This is a genomic window from Nocardia sp. NPDC101769, assembly GCF_044766925.1.
Taxonomy (GTDB): domain Bacteria; phylum Actinomycetota; class Actinomycetes; order Mycobacteriales; family Mycobacteriaceae; genus Nocardia.
Map to the genome: position 1 here is coordinate 247,995 of NZ_JBIWMX010000007.1, position 19,344 is coordinate 267,338.

16 protein-coding genes and 2 riboswitches are annotated in these 19,344 nt (G+C 67.1%); of the genes, 9 read left to right on the forward strand and 7 right to left on the reverse strand.

What is annotated here, in order from left to right:
- Positions 1-2 precede the first annotated feature (2 nt).
- The gene (locus ACIRRA_RS14925) at positions 3-1,382 is read right to left on the reverse strand and encodes a cytochrome P450 (protein WP_402767560.1); all 1,380 of its coding nucleotides are present in this window, start codon (positions 1,380-1,382) and stop codon (positions 3-5) included.
- 392 nt (positions 1,383-1,774) lie between these two features.
- On the opposite strand from ACIRRA_RS14925, the gene ACIRRA_RS14930 reads away from it, so the two are divergent.
- From ACIRRA_RS14930 to ACIRRA_RS14945, 4 genes are read left to right on the forward strand one after another with little or no spacing between them, the layout of a single operon-like run.
- Positions 1,775-2,815: a 3-oxoacyl-[acyl-carrier-protein] synthase III C-terminal domain-containing protein gene (locus ACIRRA_RS14930; RefSeq protein ID WP_357011780.1), complete on the forward strand. Its 1,041-nt coding sequence runs from the start codon at positions 1,775-1,777 to the stop codon at positions 2,813-2,815.
- Entirely contained in the window at positions 2,812-3,732 is a 921-nt protein-coding gene (locus ACIRRA_RS14935) for a hypothetical protein (RefSeq protein ID WP_402767562.1), read from the forward strand. The genes ACIRRA_RS14930 and ACIRRA_RS14935 overlap by 4 nt, the downstream gene beginning before the upstream one ends.
- Positions 3,729-5,438, forward strand: coding sequence for a fatty acid CoA ligase family protein (locus ACIRRA_RS14940; RefSeq protein WP_402767564.1), 1,710 nt, complete (start codon positions 3,729-3,731; stop codon positions 5,436-5,438). Before ACIRRA_RS14935 ends, ACIRRA_RS14940 begins: the two co-directional genes overlap by 4 nt.
- Complete coding sequence (locus ACIRRA_RS14945; protein WP_402767566.1) at positions 5,435-6,457, forward strand: NAD-dependent epimerase/dehydratase family protein; 1,023 nt, start codon at positions 5,435-5,437, stop codon at positions 6,455-6,457. Before ACIRRA_RS14940 ends, ACIRRA_RS14945 begins: the two co-directional genes overlap by 4 nt.
- Before the next feature lie 100 nt (positions 6,458-6,557).
- Here ACIRRA_RS14945 and ACIRRA_RS14950 read toward each other — a convergent pair whose 3' ends face one another.
- A complete protein-coding gene (locus ACIRRA_RS14950; RefSeq protein WP_402767568.1) occupies positions 6,558-7,967 on the reverse strand; it encodes a wax ester/triacylglycerol synthase family O-acyltransferase in 1,410 nt (469 codons plus the stop codon).
- A 24-nt stretch (positions 7,968-7,991) separates the two neighbouring features.
- A complete protein-coding gene (locus tag ACIRRA_RS14955; protein ID WP_402767570.1) occupies positions 7,992-9,329 on the reverse strand; it encodes a cytochrome P450 in 1,338 nt (445 codons plus the stop codon).
- 263 nt (positions 9,330-9,592) lie between these two features.
- On the opposite strand from ACIRRA_RS14955, the gene ACIRRA_RS14960 reads away from it, so the two are divergent.
- Positions 9,593-10,855 carry a PucR family transcriptional regulator gene (locus ACIRRA_RS14960; protein ID WP_402767571.1) on the forward strand — a complete coding sequence of 421 codons (1,263 nt, stop codon included), beginning with the start codon at positions 9,593-9,595 and terminating at the stop codon, positions 10,853-10,855.
- A 65-nt stretch (positions 10,856-10,920) separates the two neighbouring features.
- On the opposite strand, the gene ACIRRA_RS14965 is transcribed toward ACIRRA_RS14960, so the two are convergent.
- A complete protein-coding gene (locus ACIRRA_RS14965) occupies positions 10,921-11,895 on the reverse strand; it encodes a YeiH family protein (protein WP_402767647.1) in 975 nt (324 codons plus the stop codon).
- 207 nt (positions 11,896-12,102) lie between these two features.
- On the opposite strand from ACIRRA_RS14965, the gene ACIRRA_RS14970 reads away from it, so the two are divergent.
- Entirely contained in the window at positions 12,103-13,056 is a 954-nt protein-coding gene (locus ACIRRA_RS14970) for a LysR family transcriptional regulator (protein ID WP_402767573.1), read from the forward strand.
- A gap of 66 nt (positions 13,057-13,122) precedes the next feature.
- Here ACIRRA_RS14970 and ACIRRA_RS14975 read toward each other — a convergent pair whose 3' ends face one another.
- Entirely contained in the window at positions 13,123-13,995 is an 873-nt protein-coding gene (locus ACIRRA_RS14975; protein ID WP_402767574.1) for an SGNH/GDSL hydrolase family protein, read from the reverse strand.
- Between the two features lie 389 nt (positions 13,996-14,384).
- Between ACIRRA_RS14975 and ACIRRA_RS14980 the strand changes: the two genes are divergently transcribed.
- Positions 14,385-14,594 (forward strand): cold-shock protein, encoded by a 210-nt coding sequence (locus ACIRRA_RS14980; protein WP_402767575.1) that lies wholly within the window; start codon positions 14,385-14,387, stop codon positions 14,592-14,594.
- Positions 14,595-14,879: 285 nt separating this feature from the next.
- Positions 14,880-15,335 (forward strand): divalent-cation tolerance protein CutA, encoded by a 456-nt coding sequence (gene cutA, locus ACIRRA_RS14985; RefSeq protein WP_402767577.1) that lies wholly within the window; start codon positions 14,880-14,882, stop codon positions 15,333-15,335.
- 77 nt (positions 15,336-15,412) lie between these two features.
- Here the strand turns inward: cutA and ACIRRA_RS14990 are convergent, their stop codons facing one another.
- Positions 15,413-16,048, reverse strand: a complete 636-nt coding sequence (locus tag ACIRRA_RS14990; protein WP_402767579.1) for a response regulator transcription factor — start codon at positions 16,046-16,048, stop codon at positions 15,413-15,415.
- A gap of 200 nt (positions 16,049-16,248) precedes the next feature.
- Positions 16,249-17,616, reverse strand: coding sequence for a stealth conserved region 3 domain-containing protein (locus ACIRRA_RS14995; protein ID WP_402767581.1), 1,368 nt, complete (start codon positions 17,614-17,616; stop codon positions 16,249-16,251).
- Between the two features lie 79 nt (positions 17,617-17,695).
- A riboswitch (M-box (ykoK) riboswitch) is annotated at positions 17,696-17,874 on the reverse strand.
- 102 nt (positions 17,875-17,976) lie between these two features.
- Positions 17,977-18,148: riboswitch (M-box (ykoK) riboswitch) on the forward strand.
- 248 nt (positions 18,149-18,396) lie between these two features.
- Between ACIRRA_RS14995 and ACIRRA_RS15000 the strand changes: the two genes are divergently transcribed.
- A complete protein-coding gene (locus ACIRRA_RS15000; protein ID WP_402767583.1) occupies positions 18,397-19,308 on the forward strand; it encodes a hypothetical protein in 912 nt (303 codons plus the stop codon).
- Positions 19,309-19,344: the final 36 nt, after the last annotated feature.

The following is a 19,344-nucleotide window of genomic DNA, read 5'->3' on the forward strand; positions in this document are numbered from 1 at the left end:
GGTCAGCGCGCCTCCGCCCGCATGAGCAGCTTCTCCGGATGTACCAGCGCACCGATCACGGTCTCCCGCACCGGAATACCCGGCACGGGCCGCAGTCGCCAGCGGGCGCAGATGGTGGCCACCTGCAGGGCGATCTCGGTGAGCGCGAACACATTTCCCGGGCATTGCCGGGCACCCATGCCGAACGGGATGTGCGCGCCCTTCGACAGGTCCGCCATCCGCTCCGGCAGCCAGCGATCCGGGTCGAAGCGCTGCGGATCGGGGTACACGGCGGGATCTCGGTGCACTGCCACTGGACAGACGAAAAGCATGCTGCCGCCCGGTATTTCGACATCGCCGAGGGTATAGCGGGTGGGCACGTGCCGGACCGTGAGCCACGGCGAATACTTGCGCAGCGTCTCGAGCACAATGCGCTTGGTGACCTCGAGCTCGGCCAGGTCGCCGAACTCCGCAGCCCTCACGTCGGTGCCTCCATCCGCGCGCAACACGGCATCCACCTCGGCGTGCAACGCAGCCTCCACCTCGGGATTCTGCCCGAGCTCATGGAACACCCAGGCCAGCGTCGCCCCGATGGCCTCGGTGCCGCCGACCAGGAAGTTGATCAGCTCGTCGTGCACTTGAGAGTCGGTGAGCGCACCCCCGGATTCGTCGCGGGCCTTGAGCAACGTGTCGAGCAGATCGCCGTGATCGAGGTCGGGATCCGCCGCCAGTTCGGCGCGATACGCGGCGATGATGGTGCCGGTGGCCGCCTTCATCTCCACCACCAGCCGGTCGAACCGGCGATTGCCCGGCAGCGGCAGCCGGTCGATCCAGGCGGGCCGGGTGACGCGCCGGGAGAGCAGGGTCATGACCGGCGGCAGCAGGCGGTGAATGTGTTCGGCTGTCTCGGAACCGAGTTCGCCGGTGAACAGCGATCCGGCCACGGTGCGCAGCGCCAGATCGTGCATCTGCTCATTGACCGCGAGGAAATCGCCATTGCGCCAGGACGCGGCGCGCTCCGCTCCGAGCCGCGTCATGACCGCCGCGTAGCGCGCGATCCGGGCCTTCGCGAAGGCCGGTGCGATCATGCGCCGTTCACGCCGATGCCGCTGCCCCTGGAGCACGGTCACGCCCTCGCCCAGCAGCGCCTCCGCACGTTCGATCATCAGCCCCTGGTCGGAGAGCGCCACGAACGCCTCGCGGACCAGCTCGGGATCGGTGACGACGTAGGTGTCGTAACCGGGAATCCGCACGCGCACAACCGGTCCCACAGCCGACAGCGTGGACAGGAATCGGTATGGCCGGCGGCCGAACCGCGGCCAGTGCCCGAGCAGCGGGAGCGCGCCGGGCGCGGTGGGCGCCGCGCGGTGCGCGATCGGCGTAACGGTGGCGGTGGATGTCATCGCGAAGGTGCTCCAAATCTGGCGTGCCGGATCGCGCGACGACGCGCGGAATCAAGGTAATTGCGGGCGATGGCCCGATTATCGATTGCCGGAGGGGTGCCGGTTTCGGTCAGAGTAACCAGTAATTCCGTGCGGTCGCAACCGGACTTTCGTCTTTGTCTCCGGAGCCAAAATGTGTTGTCGCGATTGGTTTCTCGGGTGTAGTGGCATTCGATATGACGCGGCCTGCGGGTGACATCTGTCGCTCTCGGGACCGAGTTGCCTTGACACCGTATGGCGGTCGTCTCTAGCGTCCGTGGAATCCGAACCGAGTCAATGTTCGCCTCGTTCGATTCACCGGGACGGCCCATTCGCCGGTTCCCTCCATCCCATTACTCTCGGGAGTCACGATTGTGAGTGCCGCGCGCCTCGGCGCGCTGGGAGCCGCTCTGCCCCAGCGCGAATACACCACGGATGAAGTACTGGCCCGCATGTCGAGCGGCGGGCAATTCGAAGTCGAACGGATCACCGGAATCCGGACCCGGCGCATGGTCGACCGGTCGGCCGGCGAGGACAGTCTCTCCCTCGGCGCCCGCGCCGCGCAGGACTGCCTGGCGCGCTCGCGATACCAGGCCGCCGACATCGATGTGATCATCAGCGCCGGTACCACCGTGCACGACGGGTTTCACATGGTGTTCGAACCCGCCGCCGCCCACGAGATCGCCCGCCGGATCGGCGCGGACCATGCCATGGGCTACGACGTCGTCAATGCCTGCGGTGGCACCATGACGGCTATCTACCTGCTGGAGAACATGATTCGCGCCGGTCTGGTGCGCACCGGCATGGTGGTGACCGCGGAGATCATCTCCCCGGTCACCGAGGGCGCGCTCGCCGAGGCGAAGGACGCGCGCGATCTGCAGTTCCCGGCGCTCACCCTGGCCGACGCCGCCGTCGCGGTGATCGTGGACCGGGCCGAGGACGAGCACGACCGCATCCACTACGTGGACATGATCACCTGCGCCGAGTTCTCGCCGCTGTGTATCGCCAAACCCAGCGACGCCTCCGAGAACATGATCATGCTGACCGACAATATGACCATGCAGGCGGCTCCGCGACGGGAAACCTGGGCGAAACTGCACCGCGATCGGCTCATCAAGCGCGGCACCACCTTCGCCGACGAGAAGTTCGATTTCATCGTCTTCCATCAGCTCGGCGTGGCCTTCACCGAGAAGCTCGCCGAATCCGGCGGCAAGATCCACGAGGCGGAGATGCCGCCGCGGCTGGCGACCGTGCACAAATACGCGAATACTGGTGCCAGCACGCATTTCCTCGCGATATACGACTACATTTCGCGGGGCGAAATACCGAAGGGTTCCAAGATCTGCGTGGTGCCGACCGCCTCCGGAATGATCTTCGGCGTCATGTCGGCCACACTCGATTCTCTGGTGGGATGAGCATGTCTGTTGTCATCGAGCAATCCGCGATCAGCGCCGCCCCGGCCACCGCGGGATCCATCGACCACGCCGTGGCCGCGGGCCGGGAATGCCTGGAGCGGGCCGGCATCGCACCCGGCGATATCGACGTGCTGGTGAATGTCGGCGTCTACCGGGACGGCAATGTGGTCGAGCCCGCGAACTCCGCACTCATCCAGCTCGGGCTGGCGATGCATCTGGACTACGAGGCGGGCTCGGGCCGCTCCACCTTCTCCTTCGACCTGCGCAATGGCGCGTGCGGGGTGCTGAACGCCGTGCACGCGGCGACCGCGCTGCTGGCCAACGGCACCGCACAACGAGTGCTGGTGGTCGGCAGTGATGCGCATCCTGGCGGAATTGCCCACCAGTCGAATGACTTCCGATACGCGACCGTCGGCTCGGCCTGGCTGCTGAGCAAGGGCGTGGATCGGGAGACGGGTTTCGGCCCGCTACGCATTTCCCCGGTGCGTGGCAGGGCGGCGGGCACGAATCCCGGCATCGCCGGATATCTGGATCTGAAAGCCATGGGAAATGCTGGGCAGCAGACGATTACGGTCGAGGTCGCACCGGACTACGACACCGTGATCACCGCGACGGCCGCCGATACGCTGCGTGGCTATCTGGCCGAGCAGCCCGAAATCGTCACGGGCAATACCGTTCTGGTCACCAACAACCCGGTGCCCGGGTTGGCGAGCGGGCTCGCGGCGGAATTCGGATTCGCCCGCGGCTACCAGGCGATGACCGGCGACCGCGACGCCGGCAGCTCGGGCCTGGCCATTGCCTACCACCAACTTCGAGAGCAGGGTGCACTGACGCCGGGCGCGGAACTGGTGTTCCTGGCGGCAGGTTCGGGTCCGATGGCGGGGTGCGTGCGCTACCGGGTGGAAGGGGCCGCGTGAACGCGGTACTCGACGATCCGGATCTGGTGCTGGCGCGCCAGATCGAGAAGTACGCCGGGCTGCCCGCGGTCAGCTATCAGACCCGGCTGCCGGGCCGGGCGGGCGGCGTCGCGGCCTTCGACGCGTTGACCTTCGGTGAACTCGGTGAGCGGATCGACGCTTACGCGCGCGCCTTTACCGAGATCGGAATCACCAAGGGTGTCAAGACGATTGTGATGGTCCGGCCGGACCCGGATCTGTTCGCGGTGATCTTCGCGCTGTTCCGGGTGGGCGCGGTGCCGGTGGTGGTGGACCCGGGCATGGGCGTGAATCGCATGCTGCACTGTTTCCGCAGCGTCGGCGCGCAGGCGTTCATCGGCGTTCCGGAGGCTCACCTGATCCGGATCGTCGCGCGCCGCACCTTCCGCACGGTGCGCGTGCACGTCACGACGGGCGCTCGCTCCTATTGGGGCGGTTACACACTCGCGCAGCTGGGCGACCACGGCAGTGTGGGCGAGCCCGTCGCGGTGGCCCATGCGCCCGAGGATCTGCTGATGATCGCGTTCACCACCGGTAGCACGGGCCCCGCCAAGGGAGTGGAATTCACCCGTGCGGGCTTCGCCGCGTCCCTGCGGGTCGTCACCGATCTGCACGATCGCGCGGACGGTTTCGTCTCGCTGGCGACGGTGCCGCTGTTCGGTCTGTTCGATCTACTGCAGGGCGCGCACGTGGTGCTCGGGCCGGTGGATCCGGTGAAAGTGTCGCAGGCCGATCCCGCGCTGCTCGTGGAGGTGGCCCGCAGCTTCGGGATCACCGACCTGACCGCCTCGCCCGCCCTGCTGGGCCCCCTCGGTGACTACCTGGGGCGTACCGGAATCGAACTGCCCAGCCTCACCACGGTCATTTCGATGGGTGCGCCCGCGAATCTAGCGGCGCTGGCCGCGGTGCGGAACGCGCTCGGCGCGCGGGCCCGGGTCTTCACCACCTACGGTGCGACCGAGGCGCTTCCGCTGACCACCCTGGAGTGGTCGGAGCTCGAAGCGCTGCGGGAGCGGACCCAGGACGGAGCGGGCACCTGTGTGGGACGGGTACTGCCGGAGTCCGATAGCGACACCCGAGTACGGATCATTCGCATCACCGATGACGAAATCCCTTGCTGGACAGATGATCTGGAAGTCGCACCCGGCGAGATCGGCGAGATCGTCGCTGCCGGACCCCAGGTCAGTCAGCGCTACCACGGCAACCCTGCCGCCGACGCGCGAGCCAAGATCGACGAACGGCTCCCCGACGGCACGCTGCGCCGCTGGCACCGCATCGGCGACCTCGCCTGGCAGGACACCGACGGCCGACTGTGGTTCTGCGGCCGCATCTCCCAGCGGGTGCGCACCGCCGCCCGGGACCTGTTCACCGTGCAGTGTGAACAGATCTTCAATACCCACCCGGATGTCCACCGCAGCGCGCTGGTCGGCGTCGGCCGGGCCGGCGCGCAGGTGCCGGTGCTCTGCTACGAGCCGCGCGCGGGCGCCGATCCCGACGAAAGCCCCCGCATCGAGCGGGAATTGCGGCTGCTGGCCGAATCCCGCGAGATTACCGCGCCGATCCGCACCTTCCTGCGGCACGACGGCTTCCCGGTCGACATCCGGCACAACGCCAAGATCGGCCGCGAGGCGCTGTCCGGCTGGGCCGCCACCCGCCTCGGCTACGACAGTGAAGGAAACCAGCGATGAAAGTCCTCGTCACCGGCGGCACCGGATTCCTCGGCAGCCACATCGTCGACCAGGCCCTGGCGGCGGGCGACGAGGTGCGCGTACTCGCCCGCCCCACCGGCGATCTCGGCTATCTGCGCTCGCTGCCCGAGGTCGAGATCGTGCACGGCGACCTCGGCGACGCGGAGTCGCTCGCCGCGGCCTGCAAGGGAGTGGACGTGGTGCACCACAGTGCGGGCCGGGTGGCCGAGACCGGCCACCGCGACCAGTTCTGGGAGGCCAATGTCGAGGGCACCCGGCGGCTGATGGATGCCGCGCGGGCCGCGGGCACCGGACGTTTCGTCTTCGTCAGCAGCCCCAGTGTGGCCACCGAATACGATCGCGACCGGTTCGGCATCGACGAATCCGAACCCTACGTGCGCAACCCCAAGAGCTACTATGTCGAAACCAAGGCGATCGCCGAGCGCGAAGTGCTCGCGGCCGACGGACCCGACTTCACCACCTGCGCGCTGCGTCCCCGGATGATCTGGGGGCCGCGTTCGGGCGGATGGATGACGCTGCTGCTGAACAAGATTCGCTCCGGCCGCCTGCCCGACCTGTCGGGCGGCGAGCCGGTGCTGGCGTCGATCACCCACTGCGAGCACGCCGCCCGCGCGTGCGTGCAGGCGTCGCGGTCCGACGCGGTGGCCGGGAAGCCCTACTTCCTGGCCGACGCCGAGGACGTCGACCTGTGGGGCTTCGCCCGCGACCTGGCGACCGCCTTCGACCTGACACCACCGACCCGGACCATTCCGAAACCGGTGCTGGACGGCGTCATCGCGGTCTTCGACACCATCTGGAAGATCCCCGGACTGCAGTCGCGCATCGCTCCCCCGCTGTCCAGCTGGACGGTCGCCGCGCTCACGGTGTCGAACACCTACGACACCACCGCGGCGCGGCGTGATTTCGGCTATGCCCCCACGATTTCCCTGCGCGATGGGCTGGATGGCTATGTGGAGTGGGTGAAATCGATCGGCGGATTGTCCGCTCTCCCATCCTGATACCGCTCCCCATCCGATGACGCATTGCCGTCCCGGTCGGCTCACCAGGACATCACAACGCTCCCGGTCCGGAATGGACCGGGAGCGTTGTATTTTCGCCTCACCCCGCCGACGGCAAGGCTCGTTCCTCGGCGGGCAACAGCAGGTCGGTCAGCTCGTCGAGGGCGGCGTCCAGACCGTCTGTCAGGTACTCCATCGCCGGCAGCTTGTCGGCGGCGCCGAGCACGCCGAAGTGCAGCGCGTCGAGGTAACCCACACAGGTGACGTTGAACGGGTTGCCGTGCATGAGCAGTGAGATCGGGTACAGCGACTCCAGCCGGGCGCCGTTCCAGTACAGCGGATTTCGCGGTCCGGGAACATTGGAGATGCCCATCGGATGCGAGGCCGGGGTGTTGGCGCGACCCCAGGTCAGACCCATGATCCACGGCAGGGTGACGGCCAGGCCGTAGCCGATGACGGCATTGGCCGGGCGGCCCGCCATCTCCTGCTTCGCGGCGCGGATCGCCGCGCGGACCGCAGCGAGGCGCTCGGCCGGGTCGGCGATATCGGTGCCCAGCGCGGTGAACATCATGCCCGCGCGGGTACCCACCCGATCGTCGTCGCCTTCCCGCAGGTCCACCGGGACACCCGCGGTGAGCGGGCGAGCGGGGAGTTCGGCGTGTGCGGTCAGGTAGTCGCGCAGCGCCGTGCCGACCAGATACAGCACGATGTCGTTGACCGTGCAGTCGGCAGCCTTGGCCAGCCGTTTGAACCGGTCCAGGTCGTAGCGGCGCAGGGACAGGTCCCGGCGGCCCGTGATCGGTCCGTCGAAGATGGACGCCGGCTGCTGGTAGGCGCGCTGCGCCGGGATCCGGCCGCGGGCACGGCGCAGGGCGTCGCGACCCGCCGCGCCGATGCCGCGTACCAGTTCGAGCACGCCGCGCAGCGTCGCAAGCATGGCCCGCCACCGATTCGCGGACCGAACACGCTGCGGTGCATCAGGATTCACGCGGCCGACGGTGAACAGGTTCGGTGTGTCCCGGTCGGCCGGATCCGTCGAGAAGGTGTCGGTGAACAACCGCATCAGCGACGCACCGTCGAACAGGCTGTGATGCACCTTCAGAATGAGGGCGAAGCGGTCCGGCGCCAGGCCCTCGACCAGGTGAATCTCCCACGGCGGCCGAGTCATATCGAGTTGGTCGCGGTGGATGCGGGCGGCCAGCTCGACGAGTTCGCGGCGGTCGCCGGGCCGGTGCAGCTGCCAGGTCCGGATGTGGTCGGCCGGGTCGACCTCGGCGGCTTCACGCATGAGGGCCACGAGGCGGGTCAGCGGACCGCCGACCGGCACCAGATTCCACGGCTGCGGCATCGCGATCGGCGCGACGACCTGTGCGCGCCAGCGCCGGACGAAGCGGGCCGCATCCCCGTCCGGGACCGTGAACTCCAGCAGGAATGCGACATGCATGGGCATATCGGGTGATTCGAGAGACAGCCAGACGCCGTCGGTGGCCGACAGCCGCTTGATCGCCATGCGCGATCCTTTCTAGCTCGGGGGTCAGTGGGCCGACCGGGGCGTGATATCCAGCCGCATTCCGGTCGGGATGACGGCGAAATGGAAACGGTCCCTTGGTGGTTCGCTATTCGCCGGCAGCGCGATGTCGAAGTTGCGGCACACCATGCCGGTGACGCTCTTGACCTCCAGCATGGCCAGGCCGCGGCCCGGGCAGAAGCGGGGGCCGGAGCCGAACGGGGTGGAGGCGTCAGGCCGGTGGTTGCCGGGGCCCTCGTTCAGCCAGCGATCGGGATCGAAAGTGTGCGGCTCGCTGAAGTTCTCCGCCTGCAGGCCGGCGTGCTGGACATTGACGATGACCCAGGTTCCGGCCGGGATGTGCACCCCGGCGATGGTCCGGTCGACGATCGCTTCCATGCCGATGAGGGGCGTGGTGGGCTGCAGCCGCATGGATTCGGCCGCGACCGCCTCCAGGTAGGGCTGCCGGTCCAGCACCGACGGGATCTCGGCGATCTCCTCCCGAATCCGCTGCTGCACTTCGGGTTTCCCGGCCAGGTGGTAGAGCAGCCAGGCCATGGCATTGCTGGTGGTGTCCTGGCCCGCGATGAGGATCGTGAGCGCCTCCGCGAACAGCTCGTCATCGGTGAACGAGCCGCGGCCGTCCTGCGCCAGCAGCAACGCCTCGATGAAATTCGTGGGCCGCTCGGGGAGATTCGCGCGGGCGCGGGCGATGACGGCGGTGAGATCCTGCCGCAGGGCCGCCAATGCGCGCTCGAGGGCCCGATCGTCGGGCAGCTTCACATAGCGCCAGTACGGGAACGGCATGGCGAGCCGGCGATTCAGGATGGGGAAGATCAGCTCCAAATGGCGCTGAATGACGTCACTGGATTCTTCGATGGTGTTGATGTCGTAGTCGAAGGTCAGTTTGGCGGTGACATCGACCGTGTAGCGGGTCAATTCGGCGCGCACGTCCTCCGGGGACCGGCGTTCCCAGCGTCGGCGCAGGCGTTCGGTAATGGTCTCCAGCGTGGGTTGGAAGCCGCGCAGGTGAGTCGCGTTGAAGGCGGGCATGGCCAGCTTGCGCCGCCGCCGCCATGCCTCGCCCTCCAGGGAGAACAGGCCGTTGGAGCCCATGTCGTCCATGACCGACTCGATGGCGGACTGCCGCCGGAAGCCGCCGGGACGGTCCCGCAGGATCTCCCGATTCAGTTCGGGATCGCTCACCACCACGATCCGCCGACCGGGCATGCTGACCCGGTACAAGGCCCCGTATTCGTCGCTCCAGGAGTCGAATTGGCGATGCAGCAGGGAGGGTGTCAATTGCGGGAGATTGCCGACCAGTGGCCATCCTTTGGGCCCCGGTAGATCGTCCACTGACACCATTCGAGAAGTCGAGAGGGACACTACAGGAGCTTAACCGCGAATTGGCTCGAATGCGAAAGATGAAGAACTGCTTTGCATTCGGAGACAATCAATGCGGTGCAATTTGGTTTCGCGAAACAATTCGACCTGAAATCGAGCGAAAGTGACTGCACCCCTTGCCAAGCAACCGTTTGGTGTCATGGCGACCAGGGATGATGCTGCGCCGATTGGTATTTCGCACACACGCCTTGGTGCTCGAGTCTGTTCTTGGTGACAATCGGCAGATGCTCGCCCTCGTTCCCCCACTGGGTGATGACTCGCCCGTCCTGGCCCGCCTGCTGCCGCGGCTCCCGGAGATTGCCGCCGGTATCTTCGAAGCCGCACTGGGCGCGGTGCCCGGCCTCGAGAATCTGCCCGAGGACCACTTCGCCGATGTCATGCCCAGCTTGCTGGCCGGGACGGTGGCGTTCATCCGGGCCATCGAGGAGCGGCGCGTAATCACCGCCGAAGAGGTCGCGGAGTACGTCGTCCCGGTGGTGGAGCGGCACGCCGAGGACCGAATCCCCGTACGCCAGCTCATGACCGGCCTGTTCGGCGGCGCCCGCTATCTCTGGGACGAGGTCGCCGCGACCGCGGAGCCGCACGAGTTGCCCGATATCCTGGCGATCGGCCAGCGGGTGCTCGAGGCGCTCATGCACATCACCATCACCATCTCCGAGGTGCACTCCGACGTCGAGCAGTCCATCTACACGGTCGAACGCGAGGCGCGCCGCGCCCTGTGCTCGGCCCTGCTACGTGGCGCGCCGGTCGAGGAACTGGCGGCACGGGCCGACATGGCGCTGGCGGACCGCTACGACGTCCTCACCTTCCACCTGCGCCCCGACCCGCTGGTCATGGTGGCCGACACCATGGTCACCCGCCGCCGAATCCGGCAGTTCCAGCAGGCACTCGACGCGCTGCTCGGGACGACGGTCCTCAACACCTTCGACGGATCGAACGGAATCGCCCTGCTGCCCAGTAGATCTCGTCCGGTCCCCGTCGGCACCGGTCCCTTCGAGCGCCTGGCGGCGAGCCTCGCCGAACAGTTCGGCGTCGACGTCTTCCTCGCCGAATGTCGGGGCATCGACCGTTCCGACCTGCCCGGTGCGGCGCGGCAGACCACCGATCTGGCCGAACTCGCCCGCCTGCTCGGCCGCCCCACCGGCGCCTATCGCCTCGACGATCTACTGCTCGAATATCAGCTCACCCGCCCCGGCCCCGCCCGAGACCGCCTGGCCGAACGCATTGCCCCGATCCTGCGCCACCCTCACCTCTTCGAAACCCTCGACGCCCACATCCGGCACGGCTCCGCTGACCGCAAGGCCGCCGCCGCGGTGGTTCACGTCCACCCCAACACCTTCAGCTACCGCCTCCGCCGTGTCGCCGAACTGACCGGCCTGGATCCCAGCGACCCCAACGATTCCCGGCTGCTCGCCGCCGCCCTCACCATCCACCACCTCTACCCGGCTCCCGTCGTTCCGGATCCCGGTGACGGAGCGGCTGTGTGACGAAATGTGCGATGAGCGGGCCGAAACATCGGCATCCACCGCCGGGCGATCCGACGGCGGGCCGATCAGCCGGCCAACATCGCACCGGCCAGGGCGACGCCGGTTACCCACACGGTGGACAGGGCGGCCAGGATCAGCGGGCGCGGGCCCACGCGGCGGAGGGCGGTGATGCGGACGCCTGTGCCGAGGGCGAACATGGCGGCGGTGAGCAGGCCGGTCTGCACGAGTTTCGCGGGCGCGAGGATCGCGGTGGGCAGGAGGCCGGTGGTGCGGATGGCCGCGCAGACCAGGAATGCGATCACGAACAGTGGGATCAGTGGGGCGTTGCGAGTTCCGGCGCCGGCGGGGTCCCGGCGGCGCGCCTGCCAGCCGACGATCGCCAGCACCGGGGCCAGCAGCACCACGCGAGCGAGTTTGACGACGACAGCGACGGTGAGCGCGGCGCCGCCGATCGCACCGCCGGTCGCGACGACCTGAGCCACCTCGTGGACCGCGCCGCCGGCCCACATGCCGCTGGTACGCGAATCCAGCCCGAACATGTTCGACGCCATCGGGATTACGCCGATCAGCAGGGTGCCGAATACCACGACCAGCGCGATCGTGGTCACCAGCTCCTCGTCCTCGGCGTCGATCACGCCGTCGACCGCGGCCGCCGCGGCAGCGCCACAGATGGAGAAGCCGCAGGCGATCAGCAACCGCTGGGTCCAGCTGAGCCCCAACATGCGGCCCATCAGCATGGTGCCGCCGATACCGAGCGCGACGATCGCGATCACCACCACGATGGCGGCCGGTCCCAATCCGAGAATGTCACTGAAGGTCAGCTGCAGACCGAGCAGCGCGACGCCGACCCGCAGCAGCCGCTTGGCCGAGAACTGCAGACCGGGCTGCAAGAGTTGCGGCAGCGCAACGATATTCGCCAGCACGGCACCGATCACGATCGCGATCAGCAACGGACTGACGGTCGGTAGCCACCGGCCGATCAGCATCACCAGCACCACGACCACCGCCGTCAATGCGAGTCCGGGCCAGCACTCTCGCATGTCGGCGACAGCCGCGGTGCGGGCGCGACCGGGGAACTGTGTGGCAGGCGGCTCGGCGAAACCGTCCGCGGGCCCTGGAGAGGGCGGGGAGTCCGGGTGGGCCATGGTTCCCAGATTGCCGGTGGCCGGCGTCGGCCGGAAGCCGTCACATTGGCATCACCACATATCAGGGTGATATGGGATGACGGATTCTCATATGATTCATACATGGCTGATGCTCGCCCTGACCTGGGTCTGCTCGAATTACTGGTTGCCGTCGACGATCACGGCAGCCTGGGCGCTGCGGCCCGGGCGGTGGGGATGGCGCAGCCGAACGCCAGCCGGGCGGTGCGGCAGTGGGAGCAGCGCGTCGGGCTGGCCCTGATCGAGCGGAGCCCGCGCGGGTCGACGCTGACAGCAGCCGGCACAGTAGTCGTGCACTGGGCCCGGGAAGTTCTGGCGGACGTGGATCGGCTGCTCGACGCCGCCGCGGCGCTGCGCACCGATCGCGACGCCGAACTCAGGATCACCGCCAGCATGACCGTCGCCGAATGCCTGCTCCCGGCCTGGCTCGGCGACTTCCATCGTTCCCACCCGGACATCAAAGTCCAACTGCAGGTGCGGAATTCGCGACAGGTTTTCGACCGGCTGGTGGCCGGGGAGTGCGATCTCGGGTTCGTCGAGAGCCCGTCGGTTCCCGACCGTTTGCACAGCGCGACGGTCGCCCACGATCGCCTGATCGTGGTCGTCCACCCCACCCATCCATGGACCCGGCGCCGGCGTGCGCTCACCATCGCGGAACTGGCCGCGACTCCACTGCTGGTCCGCGAACCCGGTTCCGGCACCCGCAGCACCGTCGATGTCGCCCTCGCCGAATTCCCGCGCGCCGAACCGCTTCTCGAAATGGGCAGCGCCGCCGCCATCCGCACGAGCGTCTCGAGCGGCGTCGGCCCCGCCGTGGTCAGCACCCTCGCGGTCGCGGATCAACTCGACCGTGGCGAACTCGTCGCCGTCCCCGTCGAGGGCCTCGACCTCCCCCGCACCCTGCGCGCCGCCTGGCGGCCACCCCGCAAACTCTCCGGCCCCGCGGGCCAATTGGTCTCCGAGATCATCCGAATGCCGATCGAACGGCGGAATGGGTTGCACACCAACGGATCCCCTACCGGGCGACGGCGAGGATGAGGGAAGTCCGGCGAAGGCAGGTCGGTGACGGCCGGGCTGATCACACCCGGCCGAACGCGTGTGGCATCAGAGCGTGGCTGCCATCTGCTGCGCGGTGGCCGCGTGCCCGTACTGATTCGGATGGAATTGCGCGCCTTCGCCATTGTCGACCGAGGTGCCGTTGACCCAGCGGTCCGGGATCGCCTCGCAGACATCGTGACCGTTGTAGATCTCGTAGGTGCTGAAGTACTCGGTGCCGGCCTGGGAACGCAGCATGGTGTTCAATCCGCCGACGACGGTGTCACGCGCCCAGTCGACATCGGCGGGCAGCACCGGCTGCCGCCCGGCGCACAGGGCCGCGTTATCGGGCAGGATGTGCGGGTAACCGACCAGGACGACCCGCGCCTGCGGGGCTCGGGTCTTGATATCGGACACCAGTTTCGCGACCTTGGCCGAGGCCTGCGACAGCCGGGTCGGCATCGAGGCGTCGTACTTGTTCTTGCACCCCAGCAGCGCCTCGGCACTACCGCTGGCGATTCCCGTTCCGACATTCTGCAGTACGGCGCTGCCCGTCCCGGAACCCGTGCCGAGGGTTCCCGCCGTCACGCAGTCCTTCACGATGTCGGTGAAGCCGATGTCATTGCCGCCGACGCCCAGAGTGACCAGATTGGTGTCGGCGGTGACGGCGGAGAGCTGGGTGCTGGTCACCGAGTCGGTCGTCGCGCCGCCACACGTGACATCGGTGAGGCTGTAACCGCGTGCCGCCGCGAACAGGTGGGCGTAGTTGCGATCGGAGCGTGAGCAGGTCTTGTCGAGGATGTTGGAGATCCCGACTCCCGCCGCATACGAATCCCCCAGCGCCACATACTTCGTGCCGGCGTCGGCGGTGGCGGGGGCGATGCTGACGAGGGTCCCGGCGGCGACGATCGCAACAGTGGACAGGCAGTGCTTCAGATTCACGATATAGGTCCTCGCGGTCGGGCTCGGGCGAATAGCCACAGACGGTACGAGATGACCTGGCAACCAATAGGTCAAACGACCGAATCGTTATCCCCGGTTCAGTTCGTGGAGGCGCGGAAGGCGTGCCTTTCGGCGAAGGCCCCCAGGCCGACCACGCGGTGGGCGTTGGCCAGGGCGGTGATGGTGCAGACGCCCAGGGAGGCCGGTGCGGTCGTGGAGGGTGGCCGGCGACGCGGTCAGGAGGACGACACCGGACAGCGATACGTTCCCGTCTACGGCGGTCTGCGACGATCCGAAGGGTCCTGGTCCGCCGTGTCCCGCCAGCGCGGAGACGCGTTGGCCGGTAGGCTCTAGCGGTCCGCTCGTCCGATCTGAAGGGACCGGCACCAATGGCAACTGGCACTGTGAAGTTTTTCAACGCCGACAAAGGCTTCGGGTTCATCACGCAGGACGAGGGTGGACCGGACGTATTCGTCCACTTCAGCGCGATCCAGTCCACCGGCTATAAATCGCTGCAGGAGAACGACCGCGTCGAGTACGACGTGGTGCAGGGCGCGAAGGGACCACAGGCGGAAAACGTCGTCGTGCAGGGACATTAGTTCTCGGCCGCGAACGGTGCGCTCGAGGTCGTCCAGGGCTCATCGCCCGAGCCCGAACATGAATCAAGCCCCCGACCCAGGTGGTCGAAGGCCCACACGGTGTTTGGACGACGCGGAGGAACTCAACTCGGCCCCCAGCTATAGATCCAGGGGCTTCCCCGCGTCGCAGCAAACACCATAACGACGCCCACACCCGCCCGCCACCACATTATGTCGACCCTCACACCTACAGCTGGCCCGTCGGGTGCCGGCTGGGGGATTTCGCGGTGCCTGCGGGGGGTAAATGTGACCAAGTCCAACAACGTCGAACGATCGTCTACGGCAGCTCGGATCCGCTGTACGCGAGTCGCGCACGCGGTGCCGGACATCCGTCACGAATTCCGATGCCCCAATAGGGTTGCGGATATGACAGAGGCACGAGTGTGGTCGGTAACCACGACGACGCCAACCGAGGAAGACGCACAGAATATCGCTCGCACGGTGGTGGCCGAACGTCTCGCCGCCGGCGCTGAGGTGACCGGACCAGCGATGTCGGTGTTCTGGCATCTGGACCAGCTCGGCGAGGGCCAGGAATGGCGAGTGACACTGAAGACGGCAGCAGCGGTCAGGGACAAGCTCGCTGGGCGAATCCTCGAGCTGCACCCATGGGCCGGTGGGCCGGAGATCATCGCAACACCCGTCGAGTGGGCGATCGACGGCTACGTGAAATGGGTCGAAAAGATCACAGCTGCACCGGAATAGGGTGCCCGCGCGCCAGCTGCCCTCAGCTGGCGCGTCGCATGGAGTTGACCGCTCGACCCGGAGACCGGGCGCGATCCTCACGCAATGCCCATGCGATATCCGACACCCCGGACATTGAGGACCCAGTCACTGGACCCCAGCTTGCTTCGAATGGTGCAGACATGGGTGTCGACCGTCCTACGCGACCAGGAGTTGTCCCAGATCTCCTGCATGATCCGCTCACGTGGCACCACCGCGCCCGCGTTCGAGGCCAGCAGATACAGCAGGTCGAATTCCTTGAAGGTCAGCTCGATTCGCCTCTCGTAGAGTCTGACCTGCCTCGATGCGTCATCGATGTGCAGCGGGCCGTACTCGATGGCACCGGTCGAGCGCGCGGACAGCTCGCTGCTCCGGATGGCCGCCTCGATCCGAGCCATCAGCTCACCGATGTGATACGGCTTCACCACATAGTCATCGGCGCCCGCCTCCAGCGTGAGCACGGGGTCGAGTTCGGACTCCCGAGCCGTAGCCACGACGATCGGAACGGTGCTGAGCTCCCGGATCGAGCGCACCACATTCAGCCCGCCCCTGTCCCTCCGGTCGATATCGAGCAGCACAACATCCGCGGGTTCGTGCGAATCCGCAGCCCGCGCACCGGTTTCGGCTCTCCGGGAGCTGCCCTTCCATGCCAGCGCCCGGCTCAGTTCCGCCAGATCGGCGTTCTTGCTTTCCACGATCAACACCCGCCGACCCCCGAAAGACCCGGTACCGCCGATCGAAATGATCGGTAGTCGATCGACGATGCGGGATACCGCAGCCGACTGCCCCATTGGAACTAGCTCTCCTCATGAGAATTGGATAACTCGAATTGGGCATACGAAATCCCGGATCGGTTGCGACACAGCGCAATCCGGTCCAGAACCCACCGTGTCGGCTATGCGGCGACGGTGTCCGACTCGGCCCGTTCGGGCATCAGGGCGGCGGTGCGCTCCCACGGTGCGGGCCGGGGGAAGTAGTGCTCGAGGAAGCACCGCACTCGCGACGCGCGGTGAGATTCCTCGACCTCGGGGAAGCTGCTGTCGTTGAGGCAGAAGAAGTCGGCGTCGCGGCGAACCGACAGGATTCCGAGCTGGTCGAGACCGTCGAAGGTCGTGGTGTCGACGTAGCGCACCCAAGCGGTTTCGTGCCGGACCGCCCGGCCGGTCAGCAGGGCGTAGTAGTGGTAGAGGGAGTTGGTCACGGAGATGTCGGTGGCCGAGCGGAAAGGGCTGGCCTGTGTCCTGGCGAAGTCCTCGGCGAACTCCCGCTCCATTTCCAGTAGTACGCTGCGGCGCAGCGGTGTGGGCGCGTGTTCCAGGTGGCGGGTGATCACGTGCCCGAATCGATGCCGCAGCAGCGCCCGGTTCACCCGCGCTCCGTTCTCGAATCCGCTGCGCTGCTCGGTATTCGGTCCGGTGCCGATCCGGAGATCGGATTCGATGAACCGGCTGATGCCCCCGGAGGTGAAGAACATCTCCGGCGCGACGGGACGGCCGAAGAACATGTCGTCGTTGGCGTAGATGAAATGCTCGCTCAGCCCGGGAATGTGCTGCAGCTGCGTCTCGATGGCGTGCGAGTTGAAGGTCGGCAGACTGTTCGGGTCCGAGAAGTGTTCCGCCGCACGGACAATCGTCACCTTCGGATCGTCGGCGAGCCAGTTGGGCGGAGTCGAGTCTGTGGCGATGAAGATCCGGTGCACCCACGGCGCGTATTCGTGCACCGACCGCAACGCGAAACGCAGCTCATCGATCTGGCGGGTGCGCGCCGGAGCGGCGTCGCCCTCGCCGAGGCTGACGCCGACCGCGGCGGCGGCGCGGCGCGCGGCCAGTGCCGGGTCATTGCCGTCGACCCAGGAGAACACGATGTCGATGGGGAATCCGATGTCGCCCGCATGCGGTTCGAACATCCCCTCCAGGGACACCCAGTCGCTGCCGTACCGCTGGATCTGCGCAAGTTCCAGGTCTGCGGCCGGAAAGCTGGTGCGGGTCAACGCATTCGGGCGAGGGCAGCGCACCTCCTCGTCGCCGAACTCCCAGAATTCGACATCAATGGAGCCCGGGCCCCCGTCGGCCCGCAACAACGGGGCGACCAGTCCCCGGAACTGCTCGCCCAGTGCCAGCGCGGGCTCGCCGTCCGCCGTCCTGATCAGCAGGAACCGAATATTGTTCGCGAGCAGTACGCCACGAGTGAGCAGCAGATTCTCCACCGCGGTCCGCTCGGTGCCGCCTCCGGCCACCGGAACGCATGTCATCAGGTTCTTCATTCGTCACACCTACCTACGGACTCAACAGGTCTCAGGGAACGCACGAAGGAGTGTCTGCGCGAAAGACTTCAGATGTCGCGCGCAACCCCACACGTTGAGCTTCGGCACTGAACGACGTATCCCTGCCGGAGATCCGGCGGGAAGCCACTTGGGATCAGCCCTTAATCCGGGAAGATCTGTCCTGAGCTTGGGCGTCTCTCGACGTCGTGAGATCAGTGGCCTGTGTTCGAAAAGGAGCCTCACCTAACGAGGTGCAGCACCGACTATAGCCGCAGCCTCGAACACTTGCCCCTGGTAACCGTTGTCACACCGGGCCCGGTTGACTCCGGCCATCGAGTGATGACAAGCTGACGGCCGCAATCAGCACCTCGCTAGGCGAGGCTCCTGTATGAACACAGGCCACTGATCCGACGACGTCGAGAGACGCCCAGGATCAGGACAGGTTTCCCCGGATTAAGGGGTAACCCCAGGTGGCTTCCCGCCCAAAGGGATACGTCGTGCAGTGCCGAAGCTCTGACGAGAGGGGTGCGCGTCGGTGGCATCGGGCCGCCGACAACTCCTCGTGTGCCCCGTGCAGCCATACCAGGCCCAGGCCCCGAGGAGGTGAGGACGACGGCCATGACTTCCACCGATGGTCCGTATCCAAGTCCTTCCGAATCAGGGCAACGCCATCCGGCACCCAGCCACGGGTAGGCCGGCCAGCAGAGTCCGATTCGACTCTTCCCTGCGCGCTGCCCTGCGGCACAAGAATCCCGATTTCGAATCTCGAAAGTCTTACCGATGCGGAAAACCCCCGCCGGCGCGGTCGTGCGCCGCGAAAGCTCATTCCGACCGTGGCGGCTGGGCGCCGCAACCGGCCTGCTCGCCTTCGCCGTGATCCAAGCGGCCCCCCTCGACGCGTCGGCCGCGCCCGTGAGCCCGGCCCGACCCGCCCTACCGCCGACGGAACTGGCCGAGCGGATGCGGTCCGCGATCCAGGACGCCTCCCCCGGCACCGAGGTCGGCATCGACGTCATCGACACCGCCACCGGCGCCACGCTCGCCGAACTCGACACCGATCAGCAGTTCTACACCGCGTCGGTGGTCAAACTGCTGATTGCAATCGACGCACTGCACAGACAAGTCTGGCAAGCGGATTCGGCCACCTCGACCATGCTCGACCGAATGCTGTCCGCCAGCGACGACGACATCGCCGATCAACTGTGGTGCGACAACGGCGGCACCGCGATTGTGAGCCGGATGATCGATTTGATCGGGCTCACCGGTACCCGGCCACCGAACGACCCCTCCGAATGGGGCGAAACCCTCACCACGCCAAGGGACGTCGTCAGCGTCTACCGCTACCTGAGCACTGCGGTCCCCGCACCGGCCCGCGAGGTCATCATGAACGGATTGCGCAACGCCAGCCGTATCGCCGCCGACGGCACCGACCAATACTTCGGCATCCCAGACGCTTTTCCCCGCGCACCCCGGGCGATCAAGCAGGGCTGGATGGCGCTCGATACCTCGACGACCATGAACACCAGCGGCCTCGTCGGCACCGGATCCGACCACCTGCTGCGCTTCACGATCGTGGTGCTGACCACCCAACCCGCGGGGATCAGCTGGACCGCAGGCGGTTCGGCGCTCACGGCCGGCCTGACCGTGTTGCACGATGCCACGACACCGTCGGCGGAGCGCGATTCATCGTGACCCTTCCTTACATCCACAGCCGCGCTCGGAACGGGG

Bases quoted from the DNA above. Each gene is read 5' to 3' on its own strand.
- ACIRRA_RS14925 (WP_402767560.1), bottom strand. From the start codon at position 1,382: ATGACATCCACCGCCACCGTTACGCCGATCGCGCACCGCGCGGCGCCC.
- ACIRRA_RS14935 (WP_402767562.1), top strand. From the start codon at position 2,812: ATGAGCATGTCTGTTGTCATCGAGCAATCCGCGATCAGCGCCGCCCCG.
- ACIRRA_RS14945 (WP_402767566.1), top strand. From the start codon at position 5,435: ATGAAAGTCCTCGTCACCGGCGGCACCGGATTCCTCGGCAGCCACATC.
- ACIRRA_RS14950 (WP_402767568.1), bottom strand. From the start codon at position 7,967: ATGGCGATCAAGCGGCTGTCGGCCACCGACGGCGTCTGGCTGTCTCTC.
- ACIRRA_RS14955 (WP_402767570.1), bottom strand. From the start codon at position 9,329: ATGGTGTCAGTGGACGATCTACCGGGGCCCAAAGGATGGCCACTGGTC.
- ACIRRA_RS14960 (WP_402767571.1), top strand. From the start codon at position 9,593: ATGCTCGCCCTCGTTCCCCCACTGGGTGATGACTCGCCCGTCCTGGCC.
- ACIRRA_RS14965 (WP_402767647.1), bottom strand. From the start codon at position 11,895: ATGCGAGAGTGCTGGCCCGGACTCGCATTGACGGCGGTGGTCGTGGTG.
- ACIRRA_RS14970 (WP_402767573.1), top strand. From the start codon at position 12,103: ATGGCTGATGCTCGCCCTGACCTGGGTCTGCTCGAATTACTGGTTGCC.
- ACIRRA_RS14980 (WP_402767575.1), top strand. From the start codon at position 14,385: ATGGCAACTGGCACTGTGAAGTTTTTCAACGCCGACAAAGGCTTCGGG.
- ACIRRA_RS14995 (WP_402767581.1), bottom strand. From the start codon at position 17,616: ATGAAGAACCTGATGACATGCGTTCCGGTGGCCGGAGGCGGCACCGAG.
- ACIRRA_RS15000 (WP_402767583.1), top strand. From the start codon at position 18,397: ATGCGGAAAACCCCCGCCGGCGCGGTCGTGCGCCGCGAAAGCTCATTC.